Origin of the sequence: Tardiphaga sp. P9-11, from assembly GCF_008329525.1 — a bacterium.
Classification (GTDB): Bacteria; Pseudomonadota; Alphaproteobacteria; order Rhizobiales; family Xanthobacteraceae; genus Tardiphaga.
The window spans coordinates 46,121-57,605 of the sequence record NZ_NPKQ01000016.1 but is presented as its reverse complement, the minus strand read 5'-3'; the positions used below and the strand labels follow the sequence as shown (position 1 = coordinate 57,605).

Sequence of the window (11,485 nt, the reverse complement as noted above, 5' to 3'; positions counted from 1 at the left end):
AAAGCCAAAGGGGTCGCCGAACCGGTCGAGACCTATGAACTGGTGTCGATGCGGCCACGCACGCGCTGGCAGGCCCGCTCATCCGGTGGCCTCAGTCCGCTGATCGGACGTCGGACAGAATTAGATTTCCTCAAGAAACTGCTGGATAGCGCAGCTGCGGGGCACGGTCGCGCAGAGACCATTGTCGGCCCTGCCGGAATCGGCAAATCGCGTCTGGTCCATGAGTTCATCGCCAGCGTTCCAGAAGAGTGGCTCGTCCTGCAAACGACCTGCGCTTCTCAACATGCCAACTCCAGCTACTATCCCGTCAGCACGTTCATACGCGAGCTCTTCGGCGTCATGATCAGGCGGTATGTGGCACATTTGATTGGCTGATCGACGTATATCAAGCGTCATCAAGATTTCTGGACTTGCCAGCGACAACGCAACGGAGTCCGCGTGGCCAAAGATGAACTCAAGGACGGCCGTCGCTTTGGGCAGTCTGCCGCTGACCAGCATCACGCCGGGCGCGGCTGATCAGACCTACGCAAAGCTAAAGATACGGTCCGATGGCAGCAAACGGCTCCGATCCGCGATATTGTCGATTGTAATGACGGGGCACTTATGCGTCATCCGCTGGTCGATTATAGTCGTTCCACGGAGCATTTCATAAGGCGCTTTTCCGTACCCACCTTAGAAAGGCGGATCCATGGGTGACGTGATGACGGCGCCGGTATTAATTCTCGCGAGTTCTTTGAAGCGAAGGGGCATAATGTACTGGGGGTCGCGGGGACTTCTCTTGAGGCTCGCTTCCTAAGCGCTCCCTAAGCGCAATCAAATCCCTTAGCTCCGTTGCGAGCCTTTCGGCGGTCGTTGCCATGATAGCTAGCTGGCCTACGTCGATCTTCATGGCACCCCACTTTACATTCCATTTGAGCGGCCCACACACCTTCCCGCGCAAACTCTGTATTGTAAGTGAACTGGATCACATGCCCCCTGCCAAATTGCGCCTATCGAGGATTGCCTTCATCCGGAGTTCAAAGAAAGGATCGTGTTTTGTGGAAGTCCCCGCGGGCCGAGGGCGAAAACCGCACCGAGCGGTGCCGTCTGCGTCTCTGTCATGCGAATATCAGCTACGGTGCGCAAGCGACTTGGCAGGACCTATCGCCCATCTGGCTCAGTCACCGACGCCTGACTTGCGCGATCCTTTTTCGCCAGTGGCCCGGGCGTCGCACTAGTAGAAGGCTGCAGCAACAAGACTGCTTCTACCACATCCTTCGATCTCATCTCTGTGATTCAACTTTTTTGTGGGCAGATCGAGACGATGGCACTTGTAGCAATCGCCCCAGCATGCGTCTTCCTGAACGATCTGCCTCTGCCATCATGGGCGGCTCCCGACTTGATATACTCGTCCGGTGTTTCCCTTTACGCGTTCCCATTCGACAACTGACAGCGAGTCTATTCCAGGCCTCTGGGCCACTGGATTATTCGCGTTCGCGCTCACATTGATCGCTGGCGCTCTTTCGGCATTACCGGTCAAACAGCCCCATGCTGCATGTTCGAAAGAGTTTGGCGTCAGCGTGAAGGCGATCAATCTGCCGCGGTCATTCTACCGCGCGACGTGCCGACCGGTTGCGCCCAAGCCTCCCTTCTGAGCTTTGGGTCGAACAGTGCGCTCTCACGTGAGTGCTGTCGATGGACAGCTCGCCCGGCACAAATCCCGCCGCCGCCATCCTCTCGAAGATCCGTTGCCAAATGCGGCGCTGCGAAACCGGCGATAGCGATTGTAGATCGTGGTTGGCGGACCATAGGCCGGCGGCACATCAGCCAGCGACAGCCAGTTCTCAGCACGTGAAGAATAACTGCGAATTCATCTTAGAGCCTATGAAGGAGCCCCCGGCCTTCTGATCCAGCCCGGCTTTTCGTGTCACTCCGTTCTTTCGTTCGCGCTTGATGGGCAGCTAAGTTGGCATGGAGCTCCAAAATTTCTTCGAGGTCGGACAACATCTTCACTGCAACCCGAGCAGCCTCGGCCGCGCGATCAACGGAGATACTCATGACCCCTCCTTAAAAAATACGTCCTCCAAAATCGCCTCAATTCTGGCAAAAAGTTGCGAGGTTGAAAACTTTAAAACCGTGTTCAAACACAGAGTTCGGTCATTTTTTCGAGAGCTAACGGAACTTAGAATCCTTAGTTCTCACGTAGCGGGAACCTGAGGAATTCTTGCGTCGTCGTACATGCGTCATGAGCAGGAAACGCCGATCAACCAGCAAGAAGGTAGAAGTGTTATGGCTCCATCATCGAGAGATATCTTTGTGCCGTTCCCGGACACTGGACATGCGCGCGATGAGTAGATGGGGCGAACCAGAGAAGTGGTCTACGCCTACGACGCGCCAAGGCTTCGGAGAATGACGAGCGGCGCAATCCCTGCCACGCCCTCGATCGGCTGAACCGCCGCAGAGTGACCAGACCAGTCAAATGATACCTGCGAGAGCCATTGTCGGAATTTGCAATCGGTCGTAACTTCCGCGGGGCCGGAGGGCCTCGATATGGATACAGATCAGAAGCAAATTCTGTTTGGTACCGTCGTTTTCCTGATGTTATGCGGAGTTCTCACTCTCAGACATTGGCTCTGAAACGGAAAAGCCCGCCCTAGCCTCCCCCTCGCCAGTCAGTGCCACGGCTCCTGGAACTGGCTGCGCCACCCTGCCCCAGCGATCATAGGAATGCGCCATCGCGCTCCCGGTGCCCTCAATGCCGCGCTCGGCCAACCCGCCGCCGACGCTGATGGCGCAGATTGGGCGGCCGGCGATGCGGCGGGCCGGCCGGAGGCAACCGCCTTCGAAGGCCGCGCTCGGGTCTACCGCGTAGACGCGAAGGCCGCTTGCGGCCCTCACGTGGCAGCGACTTCGGTGCCGAGCGCAAACCGCTGATGATCCAGTGCCGAGATCGGGTCGCATTTGCCTCGGATTCATACCGGCACCCATTGCGTAATGGCGCCCCTGTGGCACGATAACCCGATTTCAGCAGCGGGTTTGTGCGTAAATGATATTTGAGCCCATTCGATTGATGCCTGGCGCACCCGGGCAACCCCCGGCGAAGGACCGCACCATCTTTTCTCTCCTAGCGGCAATTAGATGGGTCCAGCGTTACGTCAACAGCGAAGCCAAGACCACGCCGCGATGGGTTAAGCTGATCGCCGTTTTGAATGACGCGACTGCCGGACGAATTGATCCGCCTGAAGTTCGAACCGCACTGCATGTCGCCTTGATGGCTGAGGGATGGGCGATGCCAGACGAGCTGGAGCAACCGCACGTATTTCAATCTGCTGCTCCGAACGACTCGTAGATCTGCTCGGAGCGACCGGCCAATGCTGCTCGGAACTAACCCGCTCGCGGCAGGTTCTGAGCTCACAATGACCGAAGCTATATCTTGAACATAATGAACGGCTTCATTTAAATGGGCGACGACGAAAGCCTTATCAAAGCCCGTTACTGCAGATCGATTCTGAAAGTTGCTGCGATCAGCACCGAGCAGGAAGCGCGGGGACTGCTGGACGGTCTGGCCACCGAGCAACCGACGTCAGACGCGTCTGCTCCCATGGCCCGGGCAGAACGAGCCGCTTTGGCCACCATCCGAGAGCTTGGCAAATATCAACATGGAAGAACCGCGTCCCAAAGTTCCACCGAGTGGCTGCGCGCTATGCGGGCCATCGAGCTTTGGCTGAACATTCACAATGGTTAGACTTCAGCCCTCGGCGCAGATCGTGCCTGCGTCATGCGGGGAATTTTTTTGGGGCGCTCGTTCTGCCCGCATCGCGCCGGTTAACCTGGCTGCGCGGTATTAAGGTTACAACTTCAGCATCTTCGCCAAATCTTTCGACCGCAGACCGGGTTCCATCTTCTGACGCCCCTGTTCACGTGTAGGCTGATCGACAACTCGCATGAAGCGAGGGTGGATTGGCGGGTGAACATGCGGGAAAAGCAGTTCTTAGACGCGTTAGAAGCAGTGGAGAGTCTTGCAGTGACAATGCGCGAACTGATCGCTCTGCGAGGACGCGTCGTGCGGTTCGAAGCACAGCCACCGATGGCGCGAAAGCGGATACGTCATCGCACGCATAAGCGCGCTGGATCGAGGCGGCGGGGTGCTTGAAACGCGGCTGCATCAGTAGCGCTGAGCCTCCGCTACAGTTGGAGGCAAATCCTCCGAGCGATCCCAGACTAGTTCCTACAGGAGCCACACGACTCGTTCGTTTTCAGCGATCCTTTAGGCGAGAGCTTCGTTGAACTCGCTACCAAGATGCCGGATTGGCCATAACGTGGTCGACCGATCTTGCGGTTTTGTCCATCGCAAAAATCGCGAAAGACCTCCTAGGGGCACGCCCAATTGATGAACAAGTGACGAGAAGCTAAGCCCACGAATTCGAATCGCCGTTTGGGCATTGTTGACGTTCATACACAGCGCGAGCGCCATCATCAGTAGCGTTGGCGCCGTGATGATCTGGCGAGCCTAAGAGAACGCGAGACCCACTACGACAAGTTCGCTGCCATCGCCGCCTTCTGGCCGTAAACGGATAATGCATGTTATGGACCAGCGGAGAGAATAATGGGCGTTAAACGTTTTATCGCCAACATCGCATCCCTGCAACCTGAAGTCGCGCGCGCTTTCTATGGCGAGATCCTGGGCCTCGAACCTGTCATGGACCATGGCTGGATTGTCACCTTTGCCGCGCCAGAAGTTCTGTCCAGACCACAGGTCAGCATCGCAAGCGGGGGAGGTTCTGGCACTGCTATTCCCGATCTTCGGTTGAGGTCGATGACTTTGACCACGTGCTAAAGCGCGTTGAGGCAGCGGGAATGGCCATCGAATAGGGACCGCAAAAAGAACCCTGGGCGTTAGGCGCTTCTACGTTCGCGACCCGTTCGGCCGTCTCATTAATATCCTCACACATTTGCATTCGCCGTAGTTGTGACACTCAACTGAGTCTGGCCCTAGGTACCGTGCCCGCGGGCGAGGATGACGCCATCCCGCGATCCGCTAGAAGGTGTAATGATGCTAAGGCTCCCTCCTAAGGTCTGATCTCCTTTTTCCTCTTCGCAGGTCCTCGACCGCGAGCGGCGTCCAACTCCTCTTCCACTAACTTTATGCGTTCTCGAATCTCAATTAGGTCTCGCATTTCGGCAGACGTCTTTTCGAACGCTTCCATGGCGGCGATAGCTATCTTATTGCTGTCACGCATCCGGCACCTCAATCTCGCCGTTATCGCGAGTTGCGAGGTGGATCTACCATGTACTTCTCTTTATCAGCGGTGTCATGCAACCCCGCGACTGCGCGAGACCACGCATCTTGTCTGGGATGCTAAAATTGTAACCTTAACACCTAGCGATTTGCTAGTTCGTGACACCTCCGCGCCATCGGCTAAAATGGCGGGCATGAAAGCAGACCGCAGCTTCCAGAGCATCACCATGGCGACAGAGGCCAGCAGCGAGGCGATCGCCTACACGGCCTGCGACACAGTCGCCCCCCCACGCCCACGTCACCTTGGTGGTTTCGGGGACGGACTGAGCCACGGCTTCCGGGGCCGCACCGTCGGCAGCGAATACCAGCACCGGAACGGCCGCGACAAAGAGGTCAGCCGCAAGGGGCGCCAAAACAAAGCGCTTCATAGTTCACCTTTGATTCTGACGTTGTGCGCGATACCGTCCCGCGGCAGTTGAGAAGATTATTCTGGACTCGCCTAGAGAGGCCGAACTAACTTTCGATCTCGAAGTCCGCTTCACTTCGTAGGTTGGCAAGCGACCATCTAGGGTGACGATGATGATTGACGCACTTCTGCGTTGCTACCGGAGCAATATTCACAGGTACCGTCGGCTGCTCACAACAGAACTGACGGATCTTGAGCGCGGGTTTATCGAAAGGCGGCTTGATGAAGAGCAGTCAAAATTGGATGCTCTTGCTGCGTCCGCATCCCCGCTCATTTTGCCTGAATGCCCATCGGCCGAAGTGATCGTCGCGTAATTAGGCTTCGGAGCCGGCGGCTCCTTCACCGCCCGCCCGGTTGCGCCCATCTTCCGGTCAGCCGTCGGCAGCGGAACGCGCACGGGCCAGCGAATAGCCTTGGTGACCCTCGACTTGGGGATATTGGTCACGTTGACGCTGTCGGACTGATCGCCGCCGCGGCAGTAGTAATATTTCGCGTCCTCGGACAGATAGGCGTGACACGGTCGCCACGGTCGGCTCTGGACCATCACGGCGCCGGGCGTCTGGACTTTGAGGCGTGGGCCCAGGTCGCCCAAGCAACCGCTGAGAGCGGCGCGCCGGCCAGCTTGATGCCGTTTACTCTGAAAACAGCCGATGCACCGACCTGCAGCATGGGATGCCATCGTGGTTGTACCAGCCCACGTTCCCATTCAGGTCCAGATAGCGCCGCACGATCTCGTGCGCCATTTCGATAAAGGGATTGTCGTTCGAGGACAGTGCGTCACTCGTGCCGGTGATGGCGCGCATGGGCCGGTATTGGCGCGATCCGCTGGTCTTTACTGCGGACTGCATCGAGACGTCAGAGCGGCATATCATCGATGACATGATATTTTGATCGACACCCCAGCCGCCACCCCCAAAGCCGAACCGAAATAAGAAGGCCTGACTATGCCCAAACAAGAAGACCGAGACCACGCTCGAAATGTGGGCCACATTTGCTGAAAGACACCCCACGCGATCGAACCATGCCACGCGTACGGCAATATGCGGCTCGACACAGCCATCGTGCAGTTAAGTGCGCTCTTCCTCTCGCGGAACACCGCAAGCAAGAATAAGAAGGAGCGGATCACCGCTGTCGAACGTGCTCGCCACCCTGAGCGATGATGTTCCGCTTGCTGAAATCCGCCTAGTTAAAGATCAGCAGTCGTTGCCTTGAGCCTTCGCCCCTTCGGCCTGTTCTGCTGCAGTTGGCTTCCCCTGCATCTGCTTCTGCGCATCTTCTGACGAGGCAGGCGTACCCCCGGACTGCTGGTTCATGGCGCTCGTCGGCGGGTGCTGGTCAGTCTTGGAATTTGCACCGACAGTCGAGCCTGTATTGCCTTGTGTTGGGCCGGAACCTGCGTCACGCATTGCCGTCGTTTTGTCAGTGTTACAGGGGCCAGCGTAAGTCGTCGCGTTACCGAGCCCAAGTGCGGCTGCACAAATGAGCACAATTTTCCTTGTTAGTTTCATCTGTCTCTCCCTTAGGAAAGGCCTGCATGGAAAACTCCTTGTGAGGATGCGGGCCTCTTCTCCAACCGTGCAGCAGACGCCAAGTTCCGACGGTAGACAGAGAACTCTTCACCTGACTGACAAAGTCGGTTCGTTGCGATCGTCGCAGAGACGGATAGACCAAGCTTAGCGCCGCATGGATCCCAAGGTTGTGGGCAACTGCGCTCGCGGCCAAAGTGCCGCCCTTTTTCTTGACGATCAAGTCCGCAAGCACCCGGTTATAAGAGGCGCGAATGGACGAGGTTGATCAACGGTTCGAAGTGTTTCCCGACCCGAATAACAACTGGATAGTTTGGGATCGGATCGAGGACAATTTCGCCGAAGTCGGAACACATCTGCTCCGCTCTACGAGCGAAGAGCGCGCCAAGGCGTTCTGCAGTCTTTTGAATCGACTATATCCATCCAGTTAAGTACGATCACAAGATACAGTTCAGCACATATCATGGACAGGTCGCAGGCGCCTTTGTGCGGAAGATGGGTGACGATGGCCTTGAGCCTAGCCTTGCCCCAACCACGACCTGGGGCGTGAATGCCGCACGGATGACGTTCGTATCTGCCGGCTCACTGCCTTGCATCTCTACATCACCAAGAGCTACAGCATAGCCAGCGATTACTTCTTCGCGTAGCGCCGATACCTCACCGGCTTCGGTACGGACATCTTTTGATCGCCGTCATCTAAGACAACCGGCACCAACCGATCGGCGATTACCTTGTCCATCACTACTTTTACAAGCCGCGTCCGCGATATGCCGCGAACCTTGGCAGCTTCTTCGAGATACTCGGTATCCAATGGCACAACAACGTTCTTTATCATTATTCTTCCTAACGAGCCGATACACGGCAATCGCGTACGGACCAAATCGCGCGTTCTCACGATAGGATTACGGCGTGTTGGTGACGAAAACGGTGAGCAGCGGTAGAGACTTACTATCCGCGGCCTCCGCTTACCTTCAATCTGAAGAGCTTGGCGCCGACGTTCACAAGAAACTGACGTTCGAGCGCATCAAGGCGTAGGTCATCTACCCTGACCACGACAATCCCTTGACGCATAGAATGCGTGAACCTTCATTGCCTGATGAAAGACGAACGGCCAACAAATGCGAAACCCGCCTCGGCGAGCGCCGGGCGGATTGCTGTTTCAGAGAAATCTAGACTATCCGCGCCATATCGATGATCTTCCCCAAAGCAAGCGCTTTGTTAGTTACTCAAACCAGCTGCAGCACGATCCGCTGAGAATGAGTGACGCAGCGGCGTCCTCATCCGTTCGCGTGCTGGCCTGAGCGGGAGCGTGCCCGAAGCAGCCACGCTGTGTCAAAAACCGTGGATCATGGATAAGGGCGATCTTCGCAATATGCGGGATGTCAAAGAGATCATGTTACACGCCGGCCTACGTGACGAGTTGCCCTTCACGTCGTCCAAGCACGGCGGCTTTACCGATGGCGCGGACAGACTAAACCGACGCCGATCGGGTGTCGTCGCTCCTCGGTCTGCACTATCACGTCAGCCGCGATGCGGAAGACAAGATCGAGGCCGTTCAGCGCGGCCGGGTCACCTATCGCAACCAATAGCGAGGAGCAGTCTAATGCAGACACGAACGTGGCTCGGAAGTCAGGCGATCCTGTCCGCGAGGTCGATGTTTGGGTCGCGGCTCGAAACTTGGGAGCGAACGATCTGGACTGCCTAGTCGGCTTCAGGCGCAAAGATAGCGCCGAGCATAAAAAGCGCTTGTGATGAAACGCTCGCCGCCATTCGCGCCGCACCCACGCGTTCCTGACCAAAAGAGCGACGTCTCGCGTGTTGACGTGATAATCCAGTGCTTCGAAGAAATCGTGGATGGGCTTTGAGCGAGGCTTGAATGACGAAGTAAGTCACGAGACCACGCTACCTGCGTACCTCAATCGACAAGCGGGCAGATGGCACAGAGATCGTAGTTGATCGTTTGGCAGGAATCAGAGCTTCTGCGAGCGGGCCGGGCGTAAACCTAGCATGAACCGAGGGGGGGCATGCATGAACCGAACGGAAGTCGAAGCTGTCGCAAAGGTTCTGTGGCTTCAGACCGAGGGCAGTAATCTGCTGCCGTACCCTGAAGCGGGGGATGAGCGCGAAAAACTTCTGAAAAGGGCTAGAGAAATTATCTATGCACTTCAGAGCACTCGATCTCCACCGCGACGTCATGCGGTGGGTCATTATTCGCGTTTGCGTGAAGCAAACGAATGACCGAATTATTGGCGGCCAGCGACACAATTCAATACGCGAATGGCGCACATTTACGCGATCCGTATCCATTGCGTCGGGCCACTTCCATAGCTTCTACCAATCTGAGATGGTCTCGCAGCTCTACTAACTGCTCCAGTTCGGCCGAAAGTCGTTCTGCCGTTTCGAGCGCTGACTTAAGCTTGTCGATTTGCATCTGCATATGCTGCCCCATCCCGCTTGCGGGTTGAGGAATGCCTATCATACTGCTCGAATGCGTAAGTGCTCGAATGCGCATCGAGCTTTCTGCAAGCAGGATAAATGCATCTAGCGTGCTAAATATGTAACGGTGATGGAAGCAGTCGGCAAAGCGTTCCCTGTCGGATCGTTAAGAGCATGCGCCGGTGCCAGAATAGGCTTCGGCATCTCGTTATCCGCTCAAATGGTGTGACGGGAACGTTAGGAGCTGCAAACCGCTCATTTATCAATGACGGCAATCCGCAGGCCGATCACGCGCCCGTCCCAGCCAAACTCCTGAATTGGACTCGTCTTTTGGCCGCTCAAAGGCCGGCTAGCGGCGCTCGGCGTGTTCGCCCTCCGAGGGTGACCAATCGATAGTCCCGGTGGCGTCCGCCCCAAAGGCGGGGAACGCGCCGTCACGAACTGTCCGAGGCGCCGTCCGATACCTTCTTGGTATTCTTCTATCGCAATAGACCGTTAAGATCCGCTGGACATTGTTCACTGCTATAATAGCCGAGAGCTCTAAGGGAGGTGAACTTGTCCATAGCGCAAATCATCAGTGCCGTGCCTGAAGGCTGGCCGCCTTTCGACTTGGCGTCGCTAGGCGCGAGCGTGCTCATGCTTGGAATTTGCGCAGGGCTCTTAATCTGGTTGTTTGAGATCCGATCGCACGCACCTCATCGCTGAACAGGATGCACTATGGACAGAAAAGACCCGCCGGGGACGAATCCGGCGGGTCTTCAGTCGCGGGGCGAATACGAGGGCCGCTTGAGGCTAGCCTCTACCCCAAAACTTAATGAAGCGTGCTGGCTCCTTTGCCACCGAAGAAGCATCACCCAATTGGGTTACCCGCCGCTAGCGGCTTCACTATCGCCCACATCGGTAACACACACGCGATTACACTATGCGACCGACGTTCGGACGTAATTTATCCTTGCGACATTGCCGCCAGGAGTTGATGCTACCCTTGGGGCAAACGCGATTAGCAAGCACGTCGTTGTGAAAAACTGGTTAGACGATATAGAGCTTCTCTGGACCCTCCGCGATATCGGCGGCGCTGAAGCTTTCCCCGATCGGAAAAGCAACTGAGCGAACTCCTAAGATGGACTTGGCCGAAGTCGTGGACGATCAGACGAACTGACAGACGCAGGCTACAGCAGAATCTAGTGACGCATTCGTGCCGCTTCGGCTACTACCTCTGCCACGCCGCTCGCGGATACAAATGACTGCGCTTCTGTTCATATCGATTGGGATGTCGAGCTCGTCTGCATGCTCGCGCGGCGGGGCTGATCGACTCGGCTAGCGCGACGCGTTCACGAAGTATCGCCAAATCTCTCAGGCTAGCAGAAAGCAACTCAGCAGCCTCCGCGGCTGCGACGGCCCGCTCAATACTCACACTCATTTACCACCCCAGCTCTCGCTTTATCGCGAGTTTGCGATGCAAGTACCACGCCACAGAAAAACGAAAATGCCCCGTTTGGGCGATGCGGAGGCCCATCATGACTGGTAGTTAACGCGGATATGCTGGCCCGGCAATCGGACGACCTGCGTGCCAAGGGCGACGCTCTGACCCAGGACGCCGACAAGCCGTCGAGTGAAAGCTGAAACGAACGCATGCGGGCGGATGACGCGCCGATCGCCCCCTCTCCGACCGTCGACCGAGCCTTGAACGGCGGCATCCCATGGCTCGAAATTGAATGCCCAAGATGCCGGGCAAAACGCGACGGCAGCCTGGCTGAACTCCCGCATGTGGACACCACTTGCATCCACGACCTCGCAGTACACCTTTGGCCGGGACGCTGACGGCATCATCGTAATGCA

The 11,485-nt window shown here is 56.8% G+C and carries 6 protein-coding genes and 2 pseudogenes; 5 read left to right on the top strand and 3 right to left on the bottom strand.

Going from position 1 to position 11,485, the window contains the following annotated elements:
• The coding region (locus tag CIW50_RS28170) for an AAA family ATPase (RefSeq protein ID WP_149534465.1) at positions 1-375 on the top strand (375 nt) is incomplete at its 5' end.
• A 1,203-nt stretch (positions 376-1,578) separates the two neighbouring features.
• Here CIW50_RS28170 and CIW50_RS29680 read toward each other — a convergent pair.
• A pseudogene (locus CIW50_RS29680) lies at positions 1,579-1,839 on the bottom strand (transposase); the annotation flags it as partial.
• 1,600 nt (positions 1,840-3,439) lie between these two features.
• On the opposite strand from CIW50_RS29680, the gene CIW50_RS28165 reads away from it, so the two are divergent.
• The 4 genes and pseudogenes from CIW50_RS28165 to CIW50_RS28150 all read left to right on the top strand — a co-directional run bounded on the left by CIW50_RS28165 (position 3,440) and on the right by CIW50_RS28150 (position 5,998).
• The gene (locus CIW50_RS28165) at positions 3,440-3,724 is read left to right on the top strand and encodes a hypothetical protein (protein WP_149534464.1); all 285 of its coding nucleotides are present in this window, start codon (positions 3,440-3,442) and stop codon (positions 3,722-3,724) included.
• An 861-nt stretch (positions 3,725-4,585) separates the two neighbouring features.
• Positions 4,586-4,946: pseudogene (locus tag CIW50_RS28160) on the top strand (VOC family protein).
• 238 nt (positions 4,947-5,184) lie between these two features.
• Positions 5,185-5,697, top strand: coding sequence for a hypothetical protein (locus CIW50_RS28155; protein ID WP_149534463.1), 513 nt, complete (start codon positions 5,185-5,187; stop codon positions 5,695-5,697).
• A gap of 100 nt (positions 5,698-5,797) precedes the next feature.
• A complete protein-coding gene (locus CIW50_RS28150; protein WP_149534462.1) occupies positions 5,798-5,998 on the top strand; it encodes a hypothetical protein in 201 nt (66 codons plus the stop codon).
• Positions 5,999-6,316: 318 nt separating this feature from the next.
• Here the strand turns inward: CIW50_RS28150 and CIW50_RS28145 are convergent, their stop codons facing one another.
• Positions 6,317-6,712, bottom strand: a complete 396-nt coding sequence (locus CIW50_RS28145) for a hypothetical protein (RefSeq protein ID WP_149534461.1) — start codon at positions 6,710-6,712, stop codon at positions 6,317-6,319.
• Between the two features lie 1,129 nt (positions 6,713-7,841).
• Positions 7,842-8,045 carry a hypothetical protein gene (locus CIW50_RS28135; RefSeq protein WP_149534460.1) on the bottom strand — a complete coding sequence of 68 codons (204 nt, stop codon included), beginning with the start codon at positions 8,043-8,045 and terminating at the stop codon, positions 7,842-7,844.
• Positions 8,046-11,485: the final 3,440 nt, after the last annotated feature.

Bases quoted from the DNA above. Each gene is read 5' to 3' on its own strand.
- CIW50_RS28135 (WP_149534460.1), bottom strand. From the start codon at position 8,045: ATGATAAAGAACGTTGTTGTGCCATTGGATACCGAGTATCTCGAAGAA.
- CIW50_RS28150 (WP_149534462.1), top strand. From the start codon at position 5,798: ATGATTGACGCACTTCTGCGTTGCTACCGGAGCAATATTCACAGGTAC.
- CIW50_RS28155 (WP_149534463.1), top strand. From the start codon at position 5,185: ATGGCGGCGATAGCTATCTTATTGCTGTCACGCATCCGGCACCTCAAT.
- CIW50_RS28165 (WP_149534464.1), top strand. From the start codon at position 3,440: ATGGGCGACGACGAAAGCCTTATCAAAGCCCGTTACTGCAGATCGATT.